The following is a 25,263-nucleotide window of genomic DNA, read 5'->3' as shown; positions in this document are numbered from 1 at the left end:
GAAGAGAAGGCAAACGGCAACGGCAAATGCAATTCAAAAATGGCGATATATTATGCATTTGCATCTATAATATGCATACACTTGTGCAAAAAATCTGCGCAAGAGACGGAATCGCGAAAAAATTCGATCATCCTAATTCTCACAAAAAATAGGCACCTAGCACTGGTATTTTGTCTGGGTTTAAGCAAAAGTAGCTTGGCAATGCGGGTGATATTCTGTTTTTTTCGCAATTCGCGGACCAAATTGGCACGGTAAGTGCATCAACGCAGGGCAAACAGGTGTTACCTGCATCAATGAGGGAAGCGGAGAGACATTTTCTCATGAAAAAGATCGAAGCGATCATAAAGCCTTTCAAGCTGGACGAAGTGAAGGAAGCCCTTCAGGAGGTTGGTTTGCAGGGCATAACGGTCACGGAAGCCAAGGGCTTTGGGCGTCAGAAAGGCCATACGGAACTCTATCGTGGTGCCGAATATGTGGTTGATTTTCTGCCCAAAGTGAAAGTTGAAGTCGTGCTGGCCGATGAAAACGTGGAGGCGGTCATCGACGCAATTCGCAATGCGGCACAGACGGGACGCATTGGCGACGGAAAGATTTTCGTCTCCAACGTCGAGGAAGTCGTCCGGATCAGAACCGGCGAAACCGGCGTCGACGCCATTTGAATGCGACCCGGCTGAGGGAGGCCGGGTCTGGTTATCGTCATCCAATCGAGGAAAAAAGCCAAATGACGACCGCACAAGATATTCTTAAGCAAATCAAAGACAACGACGTTAAATTTGTCGACCTTCGTTTCACCGACCCAAAGGGTAAACTGCAGCACGTGACGATGGACATCGTTTGCGTCGACGAAGACATGTTCGCCGATGGCGTCATGTTCGACGGCTCGTCCATCGCCGGCTGGAAGGCCATCAACGAATCCGACATGGTACTGATGCCTGACGTCGAAACGGTTCACATGGACCCGTTCTTTGCTCAGTCCACCATGGTCATTCTCTGCGACATTCTCGACCCGGTTTCCGGCGAAGCCTATAACCGCGACCCGCGCGGAACGGCCAAGAAGGCCGAAGCCTATCTGAAGGCGTCGGGCATCGGCGACACCGCTTTCTTCGGCCCTGAAGCTGAATTCTTCATCTTCGACGACGTCAAGTACAAGGCCGATCCCTACAATACCGGCTTCAAGCTCGATTCGACCGAACTGCCGTCGAACGACGACACCGATTACGAGACCGGCAACCTTGGCCACCGTCCGCGTGTCAAGGGCGGCTATTTCCCGGTTCCGCCGATCGATAGCTGCCAGGACATGCGCTCGGAAATGCTGACGGTTCTGTCCGAAATGGGCGTAACCGTTGAAAAGCATCACCACGAAGTCGCCGCTGCCCAGCACGAGCTCGGCATCAAGTTCGACACGCTGGTGCGCAATGCCGACAAGATGCAGATTTACAAATATGTCGTGCATCAGGTTGCGAATGCCTATGGCAAGACCGCGACCTTCATGCCGAAGCCGATCTTCGGCGATAACGGTTCGGGCATGCACGTTCACCAGTCGATCTGGAAGGATGGCAAACCGACTTTCGCCGGTGACGAATATGCTGGCCTGTCGGAAAGCTGCCTCTACTATATCGGCGGCATTATCAAGCATGCCAAGGCGCTGAACGCCTTCACCAACCCATCGACCAACTCCTACAAGCGCCTCGTCCCGGGCTATGAAGCGCCTGTTCTGCTGGCCTACTCGGCCCGTAACCGCTCGGCCTCGTGCCGCATCCCCTTCGGCACCAATCCGAAGGCAAAGCGCGTCGAAGTCCGCTTCCCCGATCCGACCGCCAATCCCTATCTCGGCTTTGCTGCGATGCTGATGGCCGGCCTCGACGGCATCAAGAACAAGATCCATCCTGGCAAGGCCATGGACAAGGATCTCTACGACCTGCCGCCGAAGGAGTTGAAGAAGATCCCGACAGTCTGCGGCTCGCTGCGCGAAGCGCTTGAGAGCCTCGACAAGGATCGCAAGTTCCTGACCGCAGGTGGCGTATTCGACGACGACCAGATCGATGCCTTCATCGAGATCAAGATGCAGGAAGTCATGCGCTACGACATGACCCCTCACCCGGTCGAATACGACATGTATTACTCGGTCTGATCCGAGCGAAACCAAAAGCCGGCAGCCACCCTGCCGGCTTTTTTATTACCACCAAAAATTTTATTTCATTCATTGCATGCGATTTTTCCGCCGCCAGACACGAGTTTAGCGAGCAGCGGCGCAAAATTGACAGTTTTGTGACAAAACCATGTTATACGTCTTGATGTTAGGCGTCTCGTTTCCCAAATAATTGATGAAAGGAAACACAGCCATGAAACAGCGCATCGCAAAGTTTGGAATCGGTGACATCGTCCGTCACAAGATTTTCCCGTTCCGCGGCGTCGTTTTCGACGTCGATCCGGAATTCGCCAATACGGAAGAATGGTGGAATGCGATCCCCGCAGAATTGCGGCCGAGCAAGGATCAGCCTTTCTATCACCTGCTGGCCGAAAATGCCGAGACGGAATATGTAGCCTATGTCTCGGAGCAGAACCTCGAAACAGACGAAAGCGGAGAGCCGCTTCGCAACCCGCACGTCGCTCAGATTTTCGAGCAAGAAAATGCTGGTCATTACAAACCACGCATGAACCTCGCCCACTGATAAAGAACTGTCCGCATCCTCCCAGCGGATGGCCATAAAAAAAGGCCCGGAAGAACCGGGCCTTTTTTGTGAGTATGCAGCAGCAAGAGAGCTTACTTGCTTTCCTTGGCAGCCTTCTGGGCGTCTTCCAGGGCCTTCTGCGATTCTTCGTTCTTCTTCTGCATGGCTTCTTCCAGGAGGCGCTGGCGCTCCTGAGCCTGCGACTGGCTGATTGCCGGACCGTCGTAGGAACCGGTGAAGCCATCGAGCGAGATCTTGATCGGGTTAGGCACGCGACGGAAATTCATCGAAGTGAATACGACGTCATGGCCCTTCTTCAGGCTGGCGATCATCGCATCCGTCAAAGGAATTTCGGCCGTGCAGCGATCCGGGAAGCAGACGGCGTAATCGATCTTCTGGCCCTTGCCGCCATCGATCTGCAGAACGACGCCTGGCGGAATCAGGCGAGCCGAAGGAACCGAAACCTGCATGAGCTTGCGGTTGGTCTTGCCTTCAAGCGAAATGATCGCAACGGCAATGATCATCTGGCGGTTCTGAGCCACCTGGATGTTCTGCACGGTGCAAATATCGGTATCTTCCTGCTTGGCACAGGTCTTGAACCAACCCTGCGGCGGCAAGCCGGCGTCGCCAGCGGGTTGCTGCTGGGCAAACGCTGCGCCAGCAAAGCCGGTGGAGAGTACGAGAGCGGAAAGAGCCGCGCGCGCGGTTTTGGTTGCTTTAAACGTCATAACGAGATCCGTCTCCTGAAAACTTGTGTCGAACCGAAGTTCTCACCCGATTAGATCGGCCTATTCGTCCATCCCCTGGGTTTTAAATGAGGCAAATAGATGACCCGATGTGTGTGGTCTTCCTGTTACAGCGCATCGGAGCGAATATCCAGTGCTTCTTTGGGCATTGCCACATCCGGCGCTGCATTTAGGGAACGATTGAACCTTAAGACAATTTATTTTACTGGACAATTCCGTGCCTAAGCCGCCATGCATGGAATTGGCCGGGGGCGGTTGGATTTACGGTCGTTCGTGCTAATTTGCAGCCGAACCTGATACGATGACTTTGAGAGGAAATGGTTTGCGGCGCCTTCTGTCGACCCTGCTGATGCTGCCGTTATGCTGGCTTTTTGCCGCGCCAATGGCCGTCGCCGAGCCGCTCCACGGCATCGCCATGTTTGGAAAACCGGCCCTGTCAGCTGACTACAAGCACTTTCCTTACGTCAATCCTGATGTGAAGAAGGGCGGCCGCATTTCCTATGGTGTGGTTGGCACGTTTGACGCTCTCAATCCCTTCGTGATCAAGGGTATGCGCACCACCGCTCGGGGCATTTGGGACCCGGAATACGGCAACCTGTTTTACGAGTCGCTGATGACGCGCTCGTCCGGTGAACCTTACAGTCTCTATGGGCTGCTGGCCGAAAGCGTCGAATGGGATGACGCCCGCAGCTTCATTCAGTTCAATCTCAATCCCAAGGCGCGATGGCACGATGGTCAGCCGGTGACGCCTGACGACGTGATTTTCACGTTGCAACTGCTGCAGCAAAAGGGCCGTGCGCCTTTCGACAAGCGGTTGGCGAGCCTCTCCAAGATGGAGAAAATAGGCGACCACAGCGTTCGCTTTACCTTCACGGACAAGGCCGACCGGGAAACACCGCTGCTTCTGGCTTTCGCTACGCCGATCTTGCCAAAGCACGCCATCAACCCCGAGACCTTCGAGCAGTCTTCACTCAATGTTCCCGTCGGCTCAGGTCCCTATAAAATCAAGGATATCCGGCCAGGCGAGCGGATTACCTATCAGCGCGATCCGAATTACTGGGGCAAGGACCTGCCGTCGAAAGCCGGTTTCGACAATTACAATGAGATCAGCGTCACCTACTTTCTGCAGGACAGTACGCTGTTCGAGGCGTTCAAGAAGGGCGACATCGACGTCTATCCGGATGGTGATTCGGCCCATTGGCAAAGAGCCTATAACTTTTCAGCCGTCGCCAATGGTGACGTCGTGCGCGAGACCTTTACCGTGCAAAGACCGACCGGCATGCTCGGCTTCGTCTTCAACACCCGCCGACCGATATTTGCCGATGTCAAAGTGCGCGAGGCCCTGACGCTGGCCTTCGACTTCGAATGGGTCAACAAGAACATCTATGGAAATGCCTTCAAGCGCATTCAGAGCTACTGGCAGAATTCGCCGCTCGGTGCCTATGGTCATGCTGCGGATGATCGCGAACTGGCTATTCTCGGCGACGCAAAGAATCGCATCGCGCCCGAAATTCTCGCCGGCACATATACGCTGCCAATTTCCGATGGCTCGGGCGCTGATCGCAATGTGCTACGGCAGGCGGTCGCGCTGCTCAGCCAGGCCGGCTATTCCATCAATGACGGCAAGATGGTCGATGCCAAGGGCAAGCCGCTGTCCTTCGAAGTCATGACGCAGAACGCCGGCCAGGAGAAAATGGCCCTCGCCTATCAGCGGACCCTGCGGTTGATCGGTATCAGCATGACAATCCGCACCGTCGATGACGCCCAGTACCAAGCCCGCTCCAACAGCTTCGATTACGACATGGTCGTCATGTCCTATCCATCTACTCTGGTCCCCGGCATCGAGCAATTCAATCGCTGGGGTTCGGTGTCGCGCGATAGACAGACAAGCTTCAATTACGCAGGGGTTGCCAATCCGGACGTCGACCGCGTGTTGACGACGATGGTGAATGCGCGCAGCCAGGAGGATTTCCAGGCAAGCGTTCGTGCGCTCGATCGGTTGCTGGTCGCCGGCCATTATGTCGTGCCGCTTTATTATAACGGTGACCAGTGGATAGCCCATTGGAAACACATTCGCCGCCCGGAACAAGTTCCTGTTCTTGGGCCACAATTGTCGACCTGGTGGGACGCGCGGGCGCAGTAAGGCGCCGCGATCCGTTCACTGCCAGAATGCCTCTATTACCGGAGTATCCGTCATGCAGCGCATTACCATCGATCTCGTTTCCGACGTCGTCTGCCCTTGGTGCTACCTTGGCAAGGCAAGGCTCGATCTCGCCATCGCAGAGGTTCAGGACGCAGTGAGCATCGACATCAACTGGCGGCCCTACCGGCTGAACCCGGACTACCCGCCTGAGGGTGTCGACCAGCAGGTGGAACTGGCCAAGAAGCTCGGCGGCAAGGAAAACATGGACCGTGGTCATCAGCAACTGACGGATCTCGGTCGTGAGGTCGGCATCGCCTTCGATTTCGATGCCATCAAGATCGGACCGAATACGCTCGATGCACACCGGCTTATCCACTGGGCGGGAACCGAAAGCCGCGAAATCCAGGAGGCCGTCGTGTCTGCCCTGTTCAAGGCCAATTTCGAAGAGGGCCGCAATGTCGGTGATCACGCGGTTCTGCTCGAGATAGCAGAGGCGGCCGGCCTGGAGAGCAAGGTCATCAAGACGCTGCTGGCGGGTGATGCAGACAAAGACCTGATTCTCGACGAGATCGATGCTGCCCAGAAAATGGGAGTAAACGGCGTGCCCTTCTTCATCATCGATCAAAAATACGCCGTCAGCGGCGCCCAGCCGAGCGACGTTCTGGCCAATGCGTTCAGAGAAATCGCTGCCGAAAAGGCTAGCGAGCAATCGAAACTGAATTGACGCAGGTCAGGTTCGGTCATAATCACGGCGCGTCTTCCTTTTACAGGTCGCTTCGTTCCCAGGATCGGTGACGCCTCCCTGCCTCCCATTTGCGGTAGGGAAAGACTGATGCGCTTCGCTGCGGCCAACCACAGGACCACCGGCTCGTGACTTCCGATACTACTTCCCGCGGCCTCGCGTTCGCCTTTGTCGCCTTTGCCGCCTATGCTGTCAGCGATGCGTCGGTCAAACTTGTCGAAGGCCGGGTAACACCGTTCGAATCCGCCTTCTTCGGCTCGTTGTTCGGCCTGGCTGCGCTGCCCTTTTTGCTGAAGAGGGGCGACAGGCTTACGGATGTGTTTCGGACTTCCAATCTGAAGCTTTGGCTGTTGCGCTTCGTCGCGTCAGGTACCAGTTCGATCGGCGCCGTCATCGCCTTCACTCATCTTTCCATGGCCGAGGCCTTCTGCCTCATCTTCCTGCTGCCTTCCTTCGTGACCATCATGTCGGTGATCTTTCTCAAGGAACAGGTCGGCATTCGACGCTGGAGCGCGGTCATCATCGGCTTTCTCGGCGTGCTTGTGGTGTTGCGCCCTGGCTTTCGCGAATTGTCGATCGGACATCTCGGCGCCGTCATCGGCGGCTTCGGCGGTGCAATCTCTATTGTCATTTACCGCGCCATCGGTCCGCGGGAGAAATCCACTTCGCTTTATGGCGCCGGCGCCTTCGGCACCATCGCCATTTCCGGGATCGCTATGATGCCATCCTTCGTTTGGCCTGAGGGCACAGACTGGCTCCTCTTGCTGAGCTACGGCCTGTTTGCCGCCTTTGCGACCGTCATGATGATGCTGGCGACCCGCCATGCGCCAGCCGCCATACTCGGGCCGATCCAGTATAGCCAGATGCTGTGGGCTATCCTGTTCGGCTACATGATCTTTGGCGACCACGTCGACCTGCCTATGCTTGTGGGAATCATGCTCATCATCGGTTCTGGCCTGATCACTGTCCTGCGCGAAAGGACGAAAGGCGTGCCGCTGCCACCTGCCGTTGCGTCAGGCCCGCAGGCCAATCTTGCCTTGGAAGACGACGGTCAAAATCGCTGACCGGTGCGTGAGTGCCAGCCGCAAGTTCAGTTGGCATGATTTCCGCGAAATTTGGCAATCGCATAGGTTGTTAAAATATTACACTACACCTATTGAAGTCTAGGGTTGAGATTGATTTGGCTCAACACTTCAACCCGTGCATAGCACCAGATTGTCAGCGATCATCCTAGGGCGGTAATTCTTGCCCCAGGGGAGGAAAATTCAAAGCACATTTTAGGGCCGCTTAAAACAAAGGGTACACAAGCCTTTGCGCACCGCCCCTTCTATTTCTTTCAGTACAAACCAACGAAATCCAACATAAACAGGCTGAATTTTCCCGAAAAAAATATTCAATGGAGCCACACAATGCTATTGAAGCAGGTCGATGCTTACATCATGGCCTTGCAGAACACCCCATATTCTTGGGCTGCTGAGCTTCTTTCTCAGCTGGAAATGAGATTTCGGCCCGGATCTGGTGAGCAAAGTCAATTTCCTTGCGTGTTTGCGCAGAATGCTTTTAATAGAAGCAATATTAACTTCCTACTTGTTCCTTTTGACCACGAGTCAGGCGGCTACCGCTACGATATCTTGCTGTCGGGTCTTCATTCTTATTTGCAAGATGCGGCAACCTGGGATGGCGACGTCAACACCGCAGAGCCTCTACTGGCGGTATTTGAGCCGATGGCCACACCGCAGCCGACATCCTTCTACGAGAAGACGTTTATCGACAGCCTGCAATATCTGATCGACGGTGACAGAGAGGAATGGATCGGCGACATACCGCTCGATCCTGCGTCGGACTTCTGGACCATGTGCTTTGCCGGCACCCAATTGTTCATCAATGTCAGTCACCCCAATAACGTCAACCGGCTCAGCCGCAATCTCTGCGATTCTCTGGTTTTCGTTATTAATCCGCGAGAGCGGTTCGACGCCGTGGCCGGTGATAACCGCAAAGGTCGGCTGATTCGCGAGCAGATCCGTCGCAACATCGATCTCTATGATCTGATTCCGCGCAGTCCCTATCTTGGTCACTATCAGCATGGTGACCTGGAATGGCCTCAATATATGCTTCCAGACGATAACGAAGCGAAGCCAATGACCTGTCCACTCCGTTTTCATAAAGCCAAAGGGCAATGATGACATGAACATGATGATGCCGCGCATAGCCGAACCGGAACGGATGACGGAAGAAGAGGAAATATTCTACGCCAAAGCAGATTACAGCGCGCCACATGAGGCCCTCGCCCGTGAAATCGCCTCCACCGTCGGCACGGGCGCGAAATGGGCGATCGACATTGGTTGCGGCCCCGGCGACGTTCTGCTGCGCTTGCGCAAGCTGGCGCCTGACTGGGTTCTGTTCGGCGCCGATATCTCGGCGCGCATGTTGTCACTGGCGAGCGAAGACCAGGAGCAGCGCCTGACGGCCGACGAAACACCGGTCAATTGGCTGCTGGGCAATGGCAAAGACCTTGCCCTGCCCGATACCCTGTTCGACGTGGCAATCAGCAACAGCGTCCTGCATCACGTCGCCGACCCAGTTGCCTTCTGGAAGCAGATCCGCCGCATTACAAAGTCCGGCGCCCATGTGTTCGTGCGCGACCTGCGCCGGCCCGATAGCGAAGCCGAGGCCCAGGCGATCATCGACAGAAACATTCCAAACGAGTCGGAGGTCGTCAGAACCCATTATTTCAGCTCGCTATTAAGTTCCTACACCGTTGCCGAGGTGCGGGCGCAATTGCAGGAGGCAAACCTCTCCAGCCTTGAAGTAATCGAATTGGCGGACCGCTATCTCTCGGTTCAGGGCAAAGTTGTAAAATAGGATCATGACCGTTGCCTGGCTGGAGACCTGCTCCCCACCAGGCAATGATGGCCTCGCGTGAGAACGACCGGCAAGGACGCCGCGCCAGCCATTTGAGAAGACATGGGGATGGAGCCTGCCGGTTGGGGGCGGCGTCATCCAAATTCGTCATGGTGACGCCATCACGGGTGAACCAACAGTGGCTTGCATGCCAGGAGGCTGCGGCCGAAAGAACTGGGATAGATATATGAGCTTGAAGAAAAACCTGTCGATTTCGCAAGGTGTGGTACTGGCGATCTGCACGATCGTCGGTTCGGGCCTGCTGGGCCTGCCCGGCCTCGCCATCGAAACGAGCGGCGGCAAAGTTGCCGCACTTGCCTGGCCGATCACGACGGTGATCTCCATCCCGCTTGTGCTGGTCTTCCTCAAGCTGTCTCTTGATGTGCAGGATTCCGGTGGCATTGCCCGCTATGCCAGCCTGGCGCTTGGCGAATGGGCCGGCACGGCCGCGACCTTCATCCTTGCTCTGACCTTCATGCTGTGCATTCCGATCGGCACCTATATGGGTAGCACCTATATCCAGAAGATCCTCGGCCTGCCAACGAGCCAGATCTTTACCATCTCGCTGTTGGTGCTGTCGGTTTCCACCCTGCTCAACTACTTCGGTGTGCGCCCATCGGCATGGATCAACAAGGCTTCGGCATTGTCGATGGTGCTGCTGGTCATCCTATTCGTCGTTGCCAAGCCCGGCCTGCTCGCCGATGGCTTGAGCGCTTACCAGACCTATATCTGGGATTGGCAGGATGTGTCGGTTTCCAGCATATGGGGGGCCTGCGCTATCCTGTTCTGGGCTTTTCTTGGCTGGGAAAACCTGAGCTTCGGCAGTGAAGAGGTCAAAGGCGGCTCCTTCGCCATCAAGCTCATCTTCCTGATCGGCTTCATCGCGGTGACGCTGATCTACGCCGCGCTGGCCCTGGTTGCCGCTGGCGCCGATGCAGAGGGCCTGAACATTGCTGGCGTTTCCGGCATGCTGGGCATTCTCGACGGCAGCCCGTTTGCGCCCTTTGCCGACGTGTTGATTGTGCTCATCGTCATTGCCAACGTCAATGCCTGGGTGTTTGCCGCCAGCCGCATGATGTATGCCGCCGGGCGCGAGCGGATCCTGCCAAATTTCCTCGGCACGCTGTCTAAATCAAGCATTCCGCAGGCCTCGCTGATTTTCATGCTGGCGGTCTATCTGCTGCTGAGTGCGGCAATCCACTTCCAGTTCATCCCACTCTCCAAGGGCCTGATGATCGCCAACCAGAATTTCATTTTCATCTATATCGCGGTCATCATCTGCTACGTAAAAAGCAACAGAAGTGCGGCATCACTGACAATCGCAGCGCTTTCCGCAGCATCCACGGCCTTCATCGTGTCTGGTTTCGGCTGGATGCTGGCTATCCCCCTAACGCTTACCCTTGTCGGCTATGGAATCCATCGTTTGCGCAACAGGCAGGTCGATCATCGAAAATGGGACGCAGCATTGGTCAAATCGAAAGCTGAAACGGGGAATTGAACAAGCTTGGCAGGACACTGCACCACCAAAACTCTCTCAATAGTTCGGAAAAAAGGCCGGTCGTGATCTGACCGGTCTTTATGTCCTCACTCCGGGGGCTTGCCGCTTAACCTCGGTTTGTCGGTGCGAAAACTGTTGCGGTAGGACACGGCTGAAATCCCGAACCGCTTGCGGAAATGATGGCGCAGCGCATCGGCCGAGGCAAAACCAACCTGCTCGGCGATGTGCTCGATCGGCATGATCGTTTCCTCCAGCAAATTGCGCGCCCGCGCCACCCGCTCGCGAATCAGCCATTCGCCCGGCGTCAGATCGGTCGCCACCTGAAAGCGGCGCAGAAACGTCCGGCGGCTCATGCACATCCGCTCTGCCATCTCATCGATATCTATCTTGCGGTCGAGATTGAGCAGCAACCATTCGCGCAGTTCGGCAAGACTATCGATCTGGGTCTGCGCTGAATGCGGAATATATTGCGTCTGACCACCCTCGCGGAAGGCCGGAATCACCATGCGCTGCGCCACGGAGCGAGCGATCTTGCCGCCACAGTCCTTGCGCACGATATGCAGGCAGAGATCGAGCCCGGCTGCACGTCCGGCCGAACTCATTACGTCACCATCATCAACATAAAGCACGTCAGCATCGACCTGCACCTTCGGATACCGCGCGGCCAGGATCTTTGCCTGCGACCAATGCACAGCCGCTCGCCGCCCATTGAGAAGGCCTGCGGCTGCCAGGAGAAATACGCCCGAACAAATCGAGACGATGCGCTTACCGGCCGCATGCGCACGTCTCAGATGCTCGAGCACATTGCCGGGTGGCACAGCATCGATATCGTTCCAGCCCGGCACGATCACCGTATCGGCCCGCTGCAGTTCTTCCAGGCCGAATTCCGTTACGAGAGAGAGGCCGCCAAGCTTGATCTTGGTGCCCGGCCGTTCCGAGCAAATCGTCACGTCATAGCAATCGTGAACGCTGCTGCAGATTTCGAAAATCTCATAGGCCGCACCAAGTTCAAATGTGTTCACGTACTCATAAGCAAATATTGCAACACGATGTGTCTCGACCACATTTCCCCCCTAATTTCGGAGATGGCATTTTCTTCACGATAAGTGTCACAATGCTGCGTTGCAACAATACCTTATAAAAAGTAGTATTAGCTCAATAAATACAAAAGGAAGAATACAGGAATTTCAAAAAGAATATTCATCACCTAATCTTACTTCATTTATTATCTTCTCAAGCAACGCACCGACCACACCAAAGACAAAATCTATATTGATTTACCCAGCAGGATCGTGGGGTTTTTTACCCTAGCACATCTATATGCGTCATTGGACAAAATCGAAAGCCTTAAGACGCTTTTCCGCAGATTAGCTACCGCGATCTGTGTCCTATTCGACCCAGCTGTCTCATTCCGGGAATCCGGTTCTCAAATCAATTCAGTCGATTTTTTTAGCCGAGATTGCTGATCTGGGTCTAAACGTAGCGCTGCGGACGCAGTTGCGCCACGGCTGGTCTCGTCGACGCAACCATGGCGCTTATACGTGCTACTTCTGTTTTGCCAGTTCGGCCAATTGAGCCATGATAGTGGCTGCACCGGCCAGCCGCTTTTCGGGTGTCGGCAGATCACGGGTGAGGAACACGCTGTGATCGGGGCGAATCTTCGCCATGCTGCCCTGCTTGGCAATAAAGCCGACCAATGCCGCAGGATTGGGGAATTCCCTGTTACGGAATTGCACGACGACACCCTTCGGCCCCGCCTCCAGCTTCTCGACATTGGCCTTACGGCACAGCGCCTTGACATAGACGACCTTGAGCAGGTTCTGGACCTCGGCCGGAAGCGGCCCAAAGCGGTCAATGAGTTCAGCACCAAAGCCGTCGATGTCGTTCAACTCGGTCAATTCGCCAAGCCGGCGATAGAGCCCGAGGCGCAAATGCAGATCCGGTACATACTCGTCGGGAATCATCACTGAGGTCCCGACCTGGATCTGCGGCGACCAGCCGCTATCGACAACATCGTCCTCGCCCTTTACCTCGGCCACCGCCTCTTCCAGCATCTGCTGGTAAAGCTCGAAACCGACTTCCTTGATATGGCCGGACTGTTCTTCACCGAGCAGATTGCCCGCGCCGCGGATGTCGAGGTCGTGGCTGGCAAGCTGGAAGCCGGCCCCTAGCGTATCGAGTGATTGCAGCACCTTCAGGCGCCGCTCGGCGCTTGTCGTCAGCACCTTGTTGACCGGCAGCGTCAACAGCGCAAAGGCACGCACCTTGGAGCGGCCGACGCGGCCGCGGATCTGGTAAAGCTGCGCCAGGCCGAACATGTCGGCGCGGTGGACAATAAGGGTGTTGGCAGTTGGCACGTCGAGGCCGGATTCGACGATCGTGGTCGAGAGCAACACGTCGTAGCGGCCTTCGTAGAAGGCATTCATGATGTCTTCGAGCTCGCCCGCCGCCATCTGGCCGTGGGCGATCGCCACTTTCAGTTCAGGCACATCCGAATCAAGGAAAGCCTTGATGTCTGCGAGGTCGGCCAGGCGCGGGCAGACGTAAAAACTCTGGCCGCCGCGATAATGCTCGCGCATCAGCGTTTCGCGGATCACCAGCGGATCGAACGGTGAAATGAAGGTGCGCACCGCCATGCGGTCGACCGGCGGCGTGGTGATCAGTGACAGTTCGCGCACGCCGGTCATCGCCAATTGCAGGGTGCGCGGGATCGGCGTTGCAGACAATGTCAGCACATGCACGTCGCTTTTCAGCTCCTTCAGCCGTTCCTTGTGCTTGACGCCGAAATGCTGCTCTTCATCGATGACGAGCATGCCGAGATTGGCAAATTTGATGCCAGAGCCGAGCAGCGCATGGGTGCCGACGACGATGTCGGTCTTGCCCTCGGCCACTTCCTTTTTGACGAGGTTCAGCTCCTTTGTTCCCACAAGCCTGGAGGCCTGCTGGATGCGGATCGGCAAGCCACGGAAGCGCTCTGTGAAGGTTTTGAAATGCTGGCGGGCAAGTAGCGTCGTCGGCACGACGACAGCCACCTGAATGCCGTTCATCGCGGCAATGAAAGCGGCGCGCAACGCCACTTCCGTCTTGCCGAAGCCGACATCGCCGCAGATGAGGCGGTCCATCGGCCTGCCGGCGGCGAGATCGCCGCGCACCGCCTCAATGGCGTTCATCTGATCCTCGGTTTCGTCATAAGGGAACCGGGCGGCAAACTCGTCGTAGAAGCCCTCGGTCGTCGCCAAAACCGGTGCGGAGCGCATCATCCGCTCGGCGGCAATGCGGATCAACCCGCCGGCCATGTCGAGCAGCCGCTTCTTCAGCTTGGCCTTGCGCATCTGCCAGGCGCCGCCACCCAACTTATCCAGCTGCGCCTCGCTGCCTTCAGAGCCGTAGCGCGACAGAAGCTCGATGTTTTCAACCGGCAGGAAAAGCTTTGCCTCGTCGGCATATTGCAGCTCAAGGCAGGCGTGCTGACTGCCCGCCGCCTGGATGGTGCGCAACCCGATGAACCGGCCAATGCCGTGTTCGGCATGAACAACGATCGAGCCTTCGTCGAGACCCGCCACTTCAGAGATGAAGTCGGCGGCCCGCTTGCGGCGCTTGGAGCGACGTACCATGCGGTCGCCGAGAATATCCTGCTCGCCGACCACGACCAGTTCGCCGGCCTCAAAACCACCTTCCAGCGACAGCACCGCCGTTGCCGCCTCGCCCTTGCCGAGCTTGTCGAGATCCTTCAGCACCGAGACCGGCTTTAGCCGCTCCAGCCCGTGCTCGTTCAGCACCTGCAACAACCGATCGAGCGAGCCTTCCGACCAGCCTGTTATCAGCACCTTGGCACCGGCAGCCCGCTTATCGGCAATGTATTTGACCGCCTGGGTAAAGACATTGACGCGCTGCGTCTCGCCGTCGCCCTCGGCCTTGCCCTCGCTCACATCCTGCGCCGCCTGCTTGGCCCAGCGTGGCCCAGACCTTGCCGACAGCTCGATCACCTTTCGTCCCTCGCCGTCAGGTTCGGCAAATGGCGTCAGGCGGATGGGATCGAAAGCCTCGAGTTTTTTCAGGAATTCCGTCGTGCCGAGATAGAGATATTCCGGCGGTACGGGCTTGTAGGGCGTGCCCTGAGCCAGATGCCCCTTGCCGGGCGTCGCACTGCTGAGCCGCGCCTCATAGTAATCGCGAATGAGCTTGCCGCGCTCTTCGGCGGCTTCCCGGACGCCGGGCCCAAGCACAACGCGGAAACCGGCGAGATAATCGAACACTGTCTCCAGCGTTTCATGAAACAACGGCATCCAATGTTCCATGCCCGCATAGCGTCGGCCTTCGGAGACAGCGGCATAAAGCGCGTCATCGCGGGTGGCGGCACCAAACAGAGAGAGATAATTCTTGCGAAACCGACTGATCGCGTCAGGCGTCAGGGTCACTTCGCTCATCGGGTTTAGATCGAGCGACCTCACCTGACCAATGGTGCGCTGGCTGGCCGGATCGAAACTGCGGATGCTTTCCAGCGTATCGCCAAAGAAATCCAGCCGCACCGGCTCTTCCGAGCCCGGGACGAAGACATCGAGAATGCCGCCGCGCACCGCATATTCACCGACTTCGCGCACCGTATCGACGCGCTCAAAGCCGTTGCGCGCCAATCGGCCGGCAATATCGTCCATCTTCACCTGATTGCCTGGGCGTGCCGAGAAGGACAGGCTTTCGATCACATCCGCCGGCGCCAGTTTCTGCAGCATGGCGTTAGCAGTGACCAGCACGATCGCCGGATGCGGCTTCTTGGCGTGGGCAATCAGACCCGAAAGCGCCGCCAGGCGCCGCGCTGAAACATCTGCGCTTGGTGACACCCGGTCGTAAGGAAGACAGTCCCAGGCCGGCAGGGTCAGAACCGGAATCTCGGGCGCGCAGAACGAGAGCATCTGCTCGATGTCATTCATCCGGCTGGAATCGGACAGGAGATAGGCGACGGGCTTCCCTTGGCGGGCCAGTTCGGCCACCAGAAAGGCATCCATGCCATCGGGCACCGGTGACAGCGTGACAGCAGTTTGCACTGCTGCCGTCTTCTTGGCATCGAACAGGGAAATCATTTGTCGGTCACAGCACTCAGGCCAGCAATTGAGGCCGCATCAACGGGAGAAAAATCAGGGCGGGTGGCGGCAATGCGCTCAAACAGCGGGATCTGCAAATGCGCGGGCACGGGAGCGGCCCCATTGATCCAGGAAATCAAGTCATTGTCTTCCTCGGCCATGATGAGCTCGAGATCATCAAGGTCGGAATCACCAAGCGTGGCAATCTCGGCTTCAGCAAACTGGCCAAGCATCAGGTCCATCTCCCTGATGCCCCGGTGCCAGCAGCGAAACAAAATGCGCCGACGGCGGGGATCGAGATCGGCGCTGCTGCGAACCAGACCAGTCATGTCATTCACCTTCCTGTTGATGCGGTGACCATGCCACCCCCATCGAAATATCTCGTCGTCGGCATTCACAATCCGTGACGCCACAAGGGGTTCCACAGCCCATCAGCCCCGCTTCCTACTTCCAGCGCAGAGAAGGCCGAGCGCTTTAACCTCTCGCCTCTTCTTCCCAGCGGGGAGAAAGTCCCGGCAGGCGGATGTGGGGGCGGCGAAGCCGAACCCAACCAAGCCGACCGGTTCCCACTTTTCAGTCCGCTGCTGTATAGCCGCTCACAAATGCCTTGTCAGCCTTGCAATGCGCTTCGCCACACGGCATTTTCACGCCATCATGCGCCCATCCCTGCTCGACCCCCTGTTCGCCTCCGTTTCCACCCTGCCGGGTGTCGGCCCAAAGCTGGCACAATTGCTGGCGAGCCTGCTTGGCCGCGAGGATGCCGAGGACGCGCGCGTCGTCGATCTCATGTTTCTGGCCCCACATCGGCTGATCGACCGGCGCAATCAGCCGGGCATTGCCCGCGCGCCGCAAGGCGCCATCGTCACCGTTACAGGCCGGGTCGACCGCCATATCCCACCGCCCCGCGAGAACCGCAGCGCGCCTTACCGGGTCTTTCTGCATGACGAGACCGGTGAATTGGCGCTGACTTTCTTCCGCGCCAAGGGCAACTGGTTGGAAAAAGCGCTGCCTGTCGATGAGATCATCACCGTTTCGGGTAAAATCGATTGGTTCAACGGCCGGCCGTCCATGGTCCACCCGGATTTCATGGTCAAGGCCAGCGAGGCTGCCACCATGCCGCTGGTGGAGCCCGTTTATCCGCTGACGGCCGGCCTCTCACCAAAGGTGTTGAAGAAAGCCATCGACCATGCTGTCGAGCGCCTGCCGGACTTTTCCGAATGGATCGATCCGGCGCTGGTAACCAAGCAGGGCTTCGCGAGTGTTCGCGAAAGCTTCCAGCAATTGCATGCGCCCCGGGACGAAAAGGATGTCGATCCGCAGGCGCCAGCGCGACGCAGGCTCGCCTATGACGAATTCCTGGCAGGCCAGATCTCGCTTGCTCTGGTGCGACAGCGGCTGCGTAAGGTCGCCGGCACGCCGGTCAAGGCGACCGGGGAACTGAGCCAAAAAATCCTCGCCGCCCTACCCTTCAGCCCGACCGCGAGCCAGACGGCCGCCGTTGCCGATGCGCTCAAGGACATGGCAAGCGACAGCCGGATGCTGCGGCTGGTACAAGGCGATGTCGGTGCCGGCAAGACGCTGGTGGCGCTGCTGGCCATGGCCGCGGTGGTCGAAAGCGGTGGTCAGGCCGTGCTGATGGCCCCGACTGAAATTCTCGCGCGCCAGCACCACGCGACCCTGTCGAAAATGGCTGCGAGTGCTGGCATATCCGTCGACGTCCTGACTGGCCGCACTAAGGGCCGCGAGCGCGAAGCCATCCTTGAGCGGATCGCCAGCGGCGCGGCGCAAATCGTCATCGGCACCCATGCGCTGTTCCAGGACACTGTCAGCTACCACAATCTGATGCTGGCTGTCGTCGACGAGCAGCACCGGTTCGGCGTGCATCAACGCCTGCGGCTGACGGCCAAAGGTATCTCGCCGCATATGCTGGTCATGACCGCCACGCCCATTCCCCGCACGCTCGTTCTCGCCGCCTTCGGCGACATGGACGTCTCCAAGCTCACCGAAAAACCGGCCGGCCGCAAGCCGATCCAGACCGTGACCGTGCCGACTGAGCGGATCGGCGATATCGTCGATCGGCTCCAGGCGGCCGTTGCGGCCGGCAAAAAGGCTTACTGGATTTGCCCACTGGTCGAGGAAACCGAGGAATCGGAGCTGATGTCAGTGGAGGAGCGCTTCGAGGTGCTGAAAATGTGCCTGAAGGCGCCAATCGGCCTCGTGCATGGCCGCATGAAAGGCGAGGAAAAAGATGCGGCCATGCTGGCCTTCAAGAGCGGAGATACCCGCCTACTCGTTGCGACAACCGTCGTCGAAGTCGGCGTCGACGTGCCTGACGCGACGATCATGGTCATCGAACATGCGGAACGCTTCGGCCTTGCCCAATTGCACCAGTTGCGCGGCCGGGTCGGTCGCGGGGCAGAAGCATCCTCCTGCATCCTGCTCTATAAGGGCCCCTTGAGCGAAAACGGCAAGGCGCGGCTGTCGATCCTGCGCGATAGCGAAGACGGCTTCCTAATTGCCGAGGAAGACCTGAAATTGCGCGGCGAAGGCGAATTGCTCGGCACCCGTCAATCCGGCACACCCGGCTTTCGCATCGCCAGCCTTGAACACCACGGCGACCTGCTGGAAATCGCCCGCAAAGACGCCGCCTATTTGTTGGACCGCGATCCGGACCTAAGCTCGGAGCGCGGCGAAGGCGTGCGCACCCTGCTCTATCTGCACCGCCGCGACGAAGCGGTGCGTTTCTTGCGGGCCGGTTAGGCGTTTGCTTCAACCCAGCGTCCGTCCGCGAGAAAACGAACAACGAACAACACACCAAACCCAAGATTTTGCTTGCTTTTTAAAGCCCTTCGGCGGCTAACTTGACAGGGAAATGGAATCTCGTTTTCTCCAAGACGACAATGCCAAGACCGAGAGCCGGTCCGGTTCGCCAAGGACCCAACCGCCGCTCCAATACTCCTATAACAGCGAGGAAATCACGATGGCCAAGGGTCAGGTACGCGGCAACAAAGAAGTCAGAAAGCCGAAAAAGGACAAGACTGCGGAAAAGTCAGCACCCGTTGCGCTCGGCTCGCAGGTAAAGAACAGCGAATCCACGACAAAAAAGAAGTAAGCGCAGGTTTTTTGGGCTTCGATGAGGGCGTGGCTACACAGCGCACGCCCTCACACGCTGATGGCGAGAATAGATTTTAATTTCTGAAATCAAGATAATTTCCGGCGGATAGCAACCCGCTATAATAAATTGGCGGCCAATTTTCTCCCGGCAGTGGAGTTGGCCACTGTCATCTCATTCTGGCTTTGAGTCACGAGACATTCTCAACCCTGTGATGAACAACACAAAATGGGATGAACTGCGGTTGCGGATGTATGCTCTCGCGCCGCCGCCAACATGGAGCACGCTCTCAACCACCGGCTACCGTTCGCAGCCTGACCGGGAATGGTTTTACCACTTCCGTGAAGGAGGATACGAAGACATTGTACATGTCGACATTCAGGTCGAAACACCCGTCGAACGGGAAATTGTCAGATCCGCCCTTGAGGCGATCCATGTACCCGGCGAGGAAACTCCCGGCGGATTCCGCGTGTTCGGGTATCTCCATGATGGTCAGGGTGCCGACTACATCTAAAGCCAATCACGCTGATTGAGTCTGGACCCTAAGCACCCGGATAAGAAGGTTCAATACCCTGGCTGGCTCGATAGCCTGATCAGGCTCCGCTCTCTGAAAGATCCAGCAACCCTCTCGGCAGACTATTCATGCATTCTGCTCCAGCCGGCGTGACCAGAAATTGGTCCTCGATCATCAATGCTCCAAAGTTTTGGCCATAGAATGGGGCTTCGAGCGCCACAACCATGTCTGCCTCGACGACCTCAGGATTGCCTGCCGAGAAGAATGGCCATTCCTCTATACCGACTCCCCCGCCGACGGAGTGGCCAAAATGGCCGCGGTAGTACTCGCCGAAACCATCGCGTCTCATGGACCCAAGCATGGCGTCATGGACAGCGCCAAAGCTGTTGCCCGGCTTGATCTGCTCAAGGCCTGCATGAAAGGCTGTTTCCAAGGCCTTGAAGATTTCCTGCGCCAATCGTGAGGCCGAACCATAGGAAAATGTTCGGGCACCATCGGAGGAATAGCCTTCGACAAGCGTTCCCACATCGGCCTTGATAAGGGCGCCTGGCATGACTTTGGCTGCCATATCCGAAAGCTCCGGCCCGACGGAAATGAAATCCCAATGGCTACTCAGTGCAAATCCACCTGCCTTCGCGGCATCGCTTGCTCCGGCCTTCCAGGCAGCCGAGAGATCGGTCACGGCGGCGCCTGGGCGGACAGCGTCCATCATGCGCAGCAGTCCGCCCTCAGCCGCTTTAGCAGCACGCCTCAACCTTTGGATTTCAACCGGAAGCTTGACTGCGCGCAAACGCCTCAGCACAAGCGATCCATCGACCCACCGAACGTTCGGGACAGCCAGCTTCAAGGCCTCGAAATCGGCTGCTGGCATGAATTCGAGGTCGATCCCGATCCTCCCGCTATCAAGTCGTTTGTCTCTCAACAGGTCGAACAAAAGGTTGAAGCACGTCGCTCGATCAAAGGTTTCAGGTCGCGGTCCAATTGAGCCAGCGCGTCTATAAGCGCCATCAATATCGGCAATAGCTGTCACTCCCGACAAATCAACCGCGTCTATCCATATCCGGTGAATGCGAAGATCGATTTCGGCCGCATTCTGTCTTAACATCCCTGCAGCATGATCGCTGATGACGGCGCCTAGGGACGAAAGAGCGTCTCCTGGCACAAGCGCGATGGCAGCTCCCGCCCTACCCCACATCGTGGCCACGCCAGCTGGAGCGCCAATTGCGTATTGAAAAGCTTCCGGCTGAAACAGAACCAAGGCATCCAGCCCTGCCTCCTCCATCAAGCGCTCCGCCCGCGTCCTGTCCATGTCGCTCACCACTACTGTCTGCATCAAACTCGTCGATGGCTTAGCCAATGTTCGAAACAAACGCCAGTAAACCGTATGTTCACCGGTCAGTCCCGATCGGGGACTTCGTCCTCATCTCTAACTGTCCGTGCTGATCGAACACGGCCTTCTCCGCTGGAAGGCCGTGTTCACGCCGGTGATTGCACCCATTAATGCGCCAGAGCACGAGCTGCATGGCGTTGCTCGTTACACGCCCCTAAGGACCGCTCTGCGCTGCTGAGGAACAGTTGCACATGCTCGGAGTTGGGTACCTGCGCCAAATTGGCGAAATAGCACACATGTACTAGTTCCCATTGCACAACGTTGTCGCCTATCAAATCGGCGCGGGGATCCTCTGACTTTGCTGCCGAAGATGGCGCATAACGAATAAAACTGGACCGGTCTTGCCACATTGTGGCCGCGCTATCCGGCAACTTTCGCCAGCCTCCTTTTTCTAACTTTGCCGGACTGAGAGCTAGAAAGGAAACAAACCATTGCCGAAAAAGTATATTTTTGCCGCTAAAAACCAATGCCAGCTGGAAGGGACCATCCGTCTGACGGATCGGCAATTCGAGGTGCACCGCCACACCGCTGCCTGCGAGAGCAACAGGAAAATCGGCAAGTTCTTTTCTCTCTTCCAGCGTAGCGTGAGTATCCACATCTACGCGGTCTTGCTTGAAATTGAAGCTTTTCCACGAGCAGCGTCCGTCGGAAAAGGCATGAAGCAACTGCCTATGACCGTGGGAGCCTGATCCATGTTGAGCGAACAGGCCAACAAGCTTACCGGCTATAAGAACGAGCAACACCATGCCGCGACCAGAGCCACAGTTATTGGCATTTGCTGCGTCTACATCGTCACCAGCACGGTCATCGGCCACCCGCTCCCTGGTGGTATCTACATTGCTTGCATGGTCACTATTCACTTGCTGATGTCCTGCAGCTTGCTGCTGTGGATCCGCCGCAGGCCTGGAGACAGCCGTCCTCGCCACTACATGATGATGGTTCTTGATATCAGCGGTATGACCTACATGATGGCAGTGGGTGGCGCTCTTTTTCTGCCGCTCTACATGGTAATGCAGCGGCTGGTGGTGGCCAACGGACTGACCTACGGGCCGACATCAATGAAAATTTCCACCTCAACTGCGCTGGCTTCCATCGCGACGGTGACATACTTCAACAGCTACTGGCGCGACAATCCGTTCATGGTCCTGACGCTTGCAAGCGGAATGATCATGATGCCTTCCCAGATCTACGTGATGCATAAACGTCTGGAGGAAGCCTACACACGTGAGCAGGAAGCGAGCCTGTCGAAATCCCGGTTCTTGGCCCAGGCCAGCCACGATCTACGCCAACCCGTACATGCCATCAGCCTCTTCACCGCATGCCTGCGCGATGCAAAACTGCGGGTCGAGGAGCTGAAGCTGGTGGATAATATTGACCGCTCGCTGCAGAGCGTTTCGCGACTGTTCAAGTCATTGCTGGACATATCCACCCTCGACAGCGGCAATGTCCAACCGAATATCGAGCCGGTGGCGATCAGAGACATCGTCGACGACGTCGTTCATCAAAACGCCGAAGCCGCCCAGCGCGTTGGCTCATCGCTACGCGTCATCGCCTGCGATGCCGTCGTGAAGACAGATCACACACTGTTTTCCACCATGCTCCAGAACATCGTCAATAACGCTGTCAAATATGCGCCAGGCGCTGAAATCCTGATCGCGTGCCGCCGGCGTGGCGGCACGCTTGCGGTCCAGGTGTACGACCGTGGCCCGGGGATCCCGGTAGAGCACCAAACCAAGGTCTTTGACGAGTTCCACCAGGTGCGTGGACGCGGCGACAAGGATGTGGAGGGTGTTGGTCTGGGCTTGGCCATCGTCCGGCGGCTTGGCACCATGCTCGACATTGAGGTCAGTCTACGCTCTACGCCAGGTCGAGGCACCTGCATCACCTTGGGCAACCTGCCGATCCACACAGAGGCCGTCCCGGCACCTCGCCCTGTGCCGCTGGCTGAACCCGGTCTTGCAGATGGCTTGCGCGTGCTTCTGGTGGAAGACGACGAGGCTGTCCTCACGGCAACAGCAATCTTGCTTCGCAAATGGGGTTGCGATGTCCAGACAGCCCTTACACCTCCGGACAAGGTCGGCACCCTGGATCTCCTCATTACCGACTTCGACCTCGGCAACGGCATCACGGGCAAAGAATGTATTGAACAGGTGCAACGGCTTGCCGGACGAACGGTGCCCACCGTCGTGATGACCGGGCATGATCGAGACAGAGTCCGTGAAGAGCTGGCAACCCCTGACGTCCCCATACTTGCCAAGCCGGTGCGGCCGGCAGAACTCCGTTCGCTCCTTCTGGCTCAGGCGGTCAATGCACGATCGCTCCGTTCGCCACAGCTGACAGACTGAGCCCGGGCTAGCTGCTTGAAGGATGGGAAAAGCCGAGGCGGATCCTGCTGACCATTTCCGCGGTCGCGACCGATCGATCAAAGGCAATCTCGTGGCAATAGTACAAGAACGCTAATTGCCATTGAGGAGGAGCAGTGTTGTATCGGCGGCGTGCTCATCAACGGATGTTCCCGACGTGCTGGGGAACAAGGTGGCATTCATAGCGCGCTAAAGTCATTCGTCTCACGTATCGGTCGCTGGTCGCTCAAGAAGGGATCTTAAAGTGGTTAAATCTCGAAAAAGCCTTTCGTCTCTGGCTCTGGCTGCCGCACTGCTCGCGCCGACATTCGCTGCTGCCGAAACCCCGTTGCACGACGTCAAAGGCAGCAAAGACAGTCCCATTGTCTCGAGATTTGGCGGTGCAACCATCATCGGCTATCAAAAACAGGATTATGCGGCACTCACCTTGCCATTAGGACCTTACGACGCCGATCAAAAGAGCCGGTTCGCCAAGAGCACGGTCGTGGAAGGCCGCCTGACAAAAATCGTCTATGCCATTCCGGAAGGAAAGACGGCGCTGGAAGTATACCGCAATTACGAGCAGTCATTGATGGCAGCCGGGTTCAAGACGGCATATCGCTGTGAAGGCGAGGCCTGCGGCGGGTATAACTTTGCCACGGCAGTTGCTGACCCGGTCAATCAGGCCATGAGCGGAGAAAATTCCAGTCTGAGAATCGATCTGTTGAGCGCAACCAACGGCAACGTGCGGGCGATGACAGCGCGATTGGACCGGCCCGAAGGGGCCGTCCATGTTTCATTGCTTGTCAGCCAGGACGATGGACGGCAGCCAGGGGTGCTGCTGCAAATCGTCGAAGGACGTCCTATGCAAACCGGACAAGTCACCGTCAATGCCAAGGCTATCGGCGACAGTCTGGCAGATACCGGTCACGTCGCGCTCTATGGCATCCAGTTCAAGTCCGACAGTGCCGTTTTGACGGCGACGTCAGACGAAACGCTTGCAGAGATGGCCAAATTTCTGAAGCAGGACACCGCGCGAAGCGTCTATGTCGTTGGTCATACCGACAATGTCGGTGAACTCGATCGCAATATCGAACTTTCACAAGCACGTGCTCTTGCTGTCGTAAAAGCTTTAACGGGAAGATTTGGAGTGACGCCTAGCCAGCTTCAGCCGAAGGGTGTGGGCCCATACGTACCCGTTGCCAGCAATGCAACAGATACTGGCCGGTCCAGGAACCGGCGCGTTGAATTGGTAGAGAGATAGTGGAACTCTCAAGCAGACGCGGCGGGTACACCGCAGCGTGACTACGACTCCCGCCCTAGAGAGCCGAGCGGCGCCGCAATCAGTCCGGTCGCAATACCTTTACTGACTGCACCGGCACGCGTCCCCACTCCAAGCGCGCGGAACACGGCCGACACATGGATCCTGACCGTAAATGGCGAAATGCCAAGAATGATGGCGATTTCCTTATTAGTCCTGCCTTTTGCGATGAGCTGCAAAACATCAATCTGCCGCTGACTGAGCGAGGGAGCGGACGGGTTACATATTGTCGTGGTTTGGACAGGTGACTGGACGACAACCTCGCCTTCCCGGACAGCCTCCAGGATACCCTTTATCTCATCTGGCGACGCGGCTTTGTTGATGAAACCGTTGATGCCAGCCGCCATGACAGCATCGATCAGCGGCCTGTCGCTGGCCATCGTGATCACCACGATCGACGCTAGCCGGAACTCATCGCGAAGTGCACGCAGGCTTGATGCGATGCTGACGCCATCGAAGAACAAGTCCAGAATGAACATGCTGGGCGGAGACGGGCTCAGACGCGCGATGTTCAGCGCTGAGGCAAAGGTATCGGCAGCTTCGACGCGTGAAAGCGGCAGGAGTTGCTGAACCAGAGCGAAAATGCCCTCCCGGAAAATAGGGTGGTCGTCAGCAATAATGATGAAGTCATCGGTCATATCAAATTCATTTTCCAATTTGGCTTTATCACGCCGTGCGCAGATCTAGAACTCCAGTTTGGATACCGCTTAAAGAGAAGCCGGCGCGTCAAAGACCAGGACAATCGTCATAGCTCAGCCTTGCGACACACCTTTCTTATTAAGTCCGCCAACGATCTTTATGGCG

Annotated in this window: 21 protein-coding genes and 1 pseudogene; 15 read left to right on the top strand and 7 right to left on the bottom strand. The window is 57.1% G+C overall.

The window, feature by feature from the left end; all coding sequences use genetic code 11:
- Window positions 1–320 precede the first annotated feature (320 nt).
- The 3 genes from BJF91_RS01825 (at window position 321) to hspQ (ending at window position 2,672) form a co-directional block, all read left to right on the top strand.
- Window positions 321–659: a P-II family nitrogen regulator gene (locus tag BJF91_RS01825; protein ID WP_015916113.1), complete on the top strand. Its 339-nt coding sequence runs from the start codon at window positions 321–323 to the stop codon at window positions 657–659.
- Between the two features lie 62 nt (window positions 660–721).
- The gene (gene glnA / locus BJF91_RS01820) at window positions 722–2,131 is read left to right on the top strand and encodes a type I glutamate--ammonia ligase (protein ID WP_075612786.1); all 1,410 of its coding nucleotides are present in this window, start codon (window positions 722–724) and stop codon (window positions 2,129–2,131) included.
- 211 nt (window positions 2,132–2,342) lie between these two features.
- Entirely contained in the window at window positions 2,343–2,672 is a 330-nt protein-coding gene (gene hspQ / locus BJF91_RS01815; protein ID WP_075612785.1) for a heat shock protein HspQ, read from the top strand.
- 92 nt (window positions 2,673–2,764) lie between these two features.
- On the opposite strand, the gene BJF91_RS01810 is transcribed toward hspQ, so the two are convergent.
- Window positions 2,765–3,400, bottom strand: coding sequence for an invasion associated locus B family protein (locus BJF91_RS01810; protein ID WP_075612784.1), 636 nt, complete (start codon window positions 3,398–3,400; stop codon window positions 2,765–2,767).
- A 319-nt stretch (window positions 3,401–3,719) separates the two neighbouring features.
- On the opposite strand from BJF91_RS01810, the gene BJF91_RS01805 reads away from it, so the two are divergent.
- The 6 genes from BJF91_RS01805 (at window position 3,720) to BJF91_RS01780 (ending at window position 10,702) form a co-directional block, all read left to right on the top strand.
- Window positions 3,720–5,561: an extracellular solute-binding protein gene (locus BJF91_RS01805; protein WP_083943045.1), complete on the top strand. Its 1,842-nt coding sequence runs from the start codon at window positions 3,720–3,722 to the stop codon at window positions 5,559–5,561.
- 52 nt (window positions 5,562–5,613) lie between these two features.
- Window positions 5,614–6,285, top strand: a complete 672-nt coding sequence (locus BJF91_RS01800; protein ID WP_075612783.1) for a DsbA family oxidoreductase — start codon at window positions 5,614–5,616, stop codon at window positions 6,283–6,285.
- Between the two features lie 146 nt (window positions 6,286–6,431).
- Window positions 6,432–7,367, top strand: a complete 936-nt coding sequence (locus BJF91_RS01795) for a DMT family transporter (RefSeq protein WP_075612782.1) — start codon at window positions 6,432–6,434, stop codon at window positions 7,365–7,367.
- 345 nt (window positions 7,368–7,712) lie between these two features.
- Window positions 7,713–8,483, top strand: coding sequence for a YqcI/YcgG family protein (locus tag BJF91_RS01790; protein ID WP_075612781.1), 771 nt, complete (start codon window positions 7,713–7,715; stop codon window positions 8,481–8,483).
- A 4-nt stretch (window positions 8,484–8,487) separates the two neighbouring features.
- Window positions 8,488–9,165 carry a class I SAM-dependent methyltransferase gene (locus tag BJF91_RS01785; protein ID WP_075612780.1) on the top strand — a complete coding sequence of 226 codons (678 nt, stop codon included), beginning with the start codon at window positions 8,488–8,490 and terminating at the stop codon, window positions 9,163–9,165.
- A 226-nt stretch (window positions 9,166–9,391) separates the two neighbouring features.
- Entirely contained in the window at window positions 9,392–10,702 is a 1,311-nt protein-coding gene (locus BJF91_RS01780) for an APC family permease (protein ID WP_075612779.1), read from the top strand.
- A gap of 86 nt (window positions 10,703–10,788) precedes the next feature.
- Here BJF91_RS01780 and BJF91_RS01775 read toward each other — a convergent pair whose 3' ends face one another.
- The 3 genes from BJF91_RS01775 to BJF91_RS01765 all read right to left on the bottom strand — a co-directional run bounded on the left by BJF91_RS01775 (window position 10,789) and on the right by BJF91_RS01765 (window position 16,109).
- A complete protein-coding gene (locus tag BJF91_RS01775; protein ID WP_075612778.1) occupies window positions 10,789–11,766 on the bottom strand; it encodes a helix-turn-helix domain-containing protein in 978 nt (325 codons plus the stop codon).
- Window positions 11,767–12,246: 480 nt separating this feature from the next.
- A complete protein-coding gene (mfd, locus tag BJF91_RS01770) occupies window positions 12,247–15,780 on the bottom strand; it encodes a transcription-repair coupling factor (protein WP_075612777.1) in 3,534 nt (1,177 codons plus the stop codon).
- A complete protein-coding gene (locus tag BJF91_RS01765; RefSeq protein WP_075612776.1) occupies window positions 15,777–16,109 on the bottom strand; it encodes an FAD assembly factor SdhE in 333 nt (110 codons plus the stop codon). Before BJF91_RS01765 ends, mfd begins: the two co-directional genes overlap by 4 nt.
- A gap of 325 nt (window positions 16,110–16,434) precedes the next feature.
- Here BJF91_RS01765 and recG point away from each other — a divergent pair, with 325 nt between their 5' ends.
- The 4 genes and pseudogenes from recG (at window position 16,435) to BJF91_RS01750 (ending at window position 19,406) form a co-directional block, all read left to right on the top strand.
- Window positions 16,435–18,540, top strand: coding sequence for an ATP-dependent DNA helicase RecG (gene recG, locus BJF91_RS01760; protein WP_075612867.1), 2,106 nt, complete (start codon window positions 16,435–16,437; stop codon window positions 18,538–18,540).
- Between the two features lie 220 nt (window positions 18,541–18,760).
- Window positions 18,761–18,892 carry a hypothetical protein gene (locus tag BJF91_RS25420; protein ID WP_267890132.1) on the top strand — a complete coding sequence of 44 codons (132 nt, stop codon included), beginning with the start codon at window positions 18,761–18,763 and terminating at the stop codon, window positions 18,890–18,892.
- A gap of 96 nt (window positions 18,893–18,988) precedes the next feature.
- Window positions 18,989–19,081, top strand: a pseudogene (locus tag BJF91_RS25220) (IS5/IS1182 family transposase); the annotation flags it as partial.
- Entirely contained in the window at window positions 19,059–19,406 is a 348-nt protein-coding gene (locus BJF91_RS01750) for a DUF6678 family protein (RefSeq protein ID WP_324615700.1), read from the top strand. The pseudogene BJF91_RS25220 and the gene BJF91_RS01750, both read left to right, overlap by 23 nt.
- A gap of 79 nt (window positions 19,407–19,485) precedes the next feature.
- Here BJF91_RS01750 and BJF91_RS01745 read toward each other — a convergent pair whose 3' ends face one another.
- A complete protein-coding gene (locus tag BJF91_RS01745) occupies window positions 19,486–20,724 on the bottom strand; it encodes a M24 family metallopeptidase (protein ID WP_075612866.1) in 1,239 nt (412 codons plus the stop codon).
- A 179-nt stretch (window positions 20,725–20,903) separates the two neighbouring features.
- Window positions 20,904–21,461, bottom strand: a complete 558-nt coding sequence (locus BJF91_RS24680; RefSeq protein WP_139310554.1) for a hypothetical protein — start codon at window positions 21,459–21,461, stop codon at window positions 20,904–20,906.
- A 27-nt stretch (window positions 21,462–21,488) separates the two neighbouring features.
- Between BJF91_RS24680 and BJF91_RS01735 the strand changes: the two genes are divergently transcribed.
- Both BJF91_RS01735 and BJF91_RS01730 read left to right on the top strand, forming a co-directional pair.
- Window positions 21,489–23,141, top strand: a complete 1,653-nt coding sequence (locus tag BJF91_RS01735) for a hybrid sensor histidine kinase/response regulator (RefSeq protein WP_075612772.1) — start codon at window positions 21,489–21,491, stop codon at window positions 23,139–23,141.
- A 262-nt stretch (window positions 23,142–23,403) separates the two neighbouring features.
- Window positions 23,404–24,402, top strand: coding sequence for an OmpA family protein (locus tag BJF91_RS01730; RefSeq protein ID WP_075612771.1), 999 nt, complete (start codon window positions 23,404–23,406; stop codon window positions 24,400–24,402).
- Window positions 24,403–24,443: 41 nt separating this feature from the next.
- On the opposite strand, the gene BJF91_RS01725 is transcribed toward BJF91_RS01730, so the two are convergent.
- Entirely contained in the window at window positions 24,444–25,097 is a 654-nt protein-coding gene (locus tag BJF91_RS01725; protein ID WP_075612770.1) for a response regulator transcription factor, read from the bottom strand.
- Window positions 25,098–25,263: the final 166 nt, after the last annotated feature.

The organism is Gillisella taibaishanensis (assembly GCF_001938985.1).
In the GTDB taxonomy this organism is placed as follows: Bacteria; Pseudomonadota; Alphaproteobacteria; order Rhizobiales; family Rhizobiaceae; genus Allorhizobium; species Allorhizobium taibaishanense.
This window is presented reverse-complemented; position numbering and strand designations above follow the sequence as displayed.

Excerpts from the sequence above, each read along its gene's own strand:
- BJF91_RS01825 (WP_015916113.1), top strand. The coding sequence starts at position 321 with ATGAAAAAGATCGAAGCGATCATAAAGCCTTTCAAGCTGGACGAAGTG.
- glnA (WP_075612786.1), top strand. The coding sequence starts at position 722 with ATGACGACCGCACAAGATATTCTTAAGCAAATCAAAGACAACGACGTT.
- hspQ (WP_075612785.1), top strand. The coding sequence starts at position 2,343 with ATGAAACAGCGCATCGCAAAGTTTGGAATCGGTGACATCGTCCGTCAC.
- BJF91_RS01810 (WP_075612784.1), bottom strand. The coding sequence starts at position 3,400 with ATGACGTTTAAAGCAACCAAAACCGCGCGCGCGGCTCTTTCCGCTCTC.
- BJF91_RS01805 (WP_083943045.1), top strand. The coding sequence starts at position 3,720 with ATGACTTTGAGAGGAAATGGTTTGCGGCGCCTTCTGTCGACCCTGCTG.
- BJF91_RS01800 (WP_075612783.1), top strand. The coding sequence starts at position 5,614 with ATGCAGCGCATTACCATCGATCTCGTTTCCGACGTCGTCTGCCCTTGG.
- BJF91_RS01790 (WP_075612781.1), top strand. The coding sequence starts at position 7,713 with ATGCTATTGAAGCAGGTCGATGCTTACATCATGGCCTTGCAGAACACC.
- BJF91_RS01785 (WP_075612780.1), top strand. The coding sequence starts at position 8,488 with ATGAACATGATGATGCCGCGCATAGCCGAACCGGAACGGATGACGGAA.
- BJF91_RS01780 (WP_075612779.1), top strand. The coding sequence starts at position 9,392 with ATGAGCTTGAAGAAAAACCTGTCGATTTCGCAAGGTGTGGTACTGGCG.
- mfd (WP_075612777.1), bottom strand. The coding sequence starts at position 15,780 with ATGATTTCCCTGTTCGATGCCAAGAAGACGGCAGCAGTGCAAACTGCT.
- BJF91_RS01765 (WP_075612776.1), bottom strand. The coding sequence starts at position 16,109 with ATGACTGGTCTGGTTCGCAGCAGCGCCGATCTCGATCCCCGCCGTCGG.
- recG (WP_075612867.1), top strand. The coding sequence starts at position 16,435 with ATGCGCCCATCCCTGCTCGACCCCCTGTTCGCCTCCGTTTCCACCCTG.
- BJF91_RS25420 (WP_267890132.1), top strand. The coding sequence starts at position 18,761 with ATGGCCAAGGGTCAGGTACGCGGCAACAAAGAAGTCAGAAAGCCGAAA.
- BJF91_RS01735 (WP_075612772.1), top strand. The coding sequence starts at position 21,489 with ATGTTGAGCGAACAGGCCAACAAGCTTACCGGCTATAAGAACGAGCAA.
- BJF91_RS01725 (WP_075612770.1), bottom strand. The coding sequence starts at position 25,097 with ATGACCGATGACTTCATCATTATTGCTGACGACCACCCTATTTTCCGG.